We start from the raw sequence: 526 nt of genomic DNA, 5'->3' as shown, positions 1-526 counted from the left end.
TACCAGTGTCGGCTGAGGCCTGGCCGCATCTCTGGGATGAATTCGAGCGTTTGCAGATTCAGCAGGGTGAAGTGACCGCGCTCCGGCAGCCAGCCACCGGTGTCGATGTGGTAGACATTGCCCAGGATGACCGGCTGGGGCAGGGGGGTGTGTCCCACAACCACGGCGCGCACACCGGACACGCCGCCGGGATTGTTGTCGGTGATGCGCCGGCGTGACCACTGCAGGGTCATGGCTATCTGTTCCACCTCCATCGCCGAGCCGGATAGCGCTTCAGTCATGTCTTGCCAACTGCCCGGTGGAACATCCACGGGCACGATGCCGATCAGGCCTTCCGCCGGTTCGACCTCGATCACCAAAGGCAACTCAGCGAGGATGCCCGCGTAACAGGCTTGCTCGGCGCCCGACAGGCCGTAGGACCAGGCGCCACCATTGGCAAAGTGCAGGCCGCGTTCAACGCTGGCGCGGCCGGCGGCGTGGGATTCGACGGTCATCTGCTCATGGTTGCCCCGCACTGCATGGAACC

General features: G+C 64.6%; 1 protein-coding gene. It reads right to left on the bottom strand.

Annotated elements, in window-relative coordinates; genetic code table 11:
- The coding region (locus F8N43_RS29390) for a serine/threonine protein phosphatase (RefSeq protein WP_191630169.1) at positions 1 to 526 on the bottom strand (526 nt) is incomplete at both ends.

The sequence above is a fragment of the Pseudomonas fluorescens genome (genome assembly GCF_902498065.1).
Lineage (GTDB): Bacteria > Pseudomonadota > Gammaproteobacteria > Pseudomonadales > Pseudomonadaceae > Aquipseudomonas > Aquipseudomonas fluorescens_BJ.
Note: the sequence above shows the minus strand (reverse complement) of the source record. Positions and strands in the feature narration are given on the sequence as shown.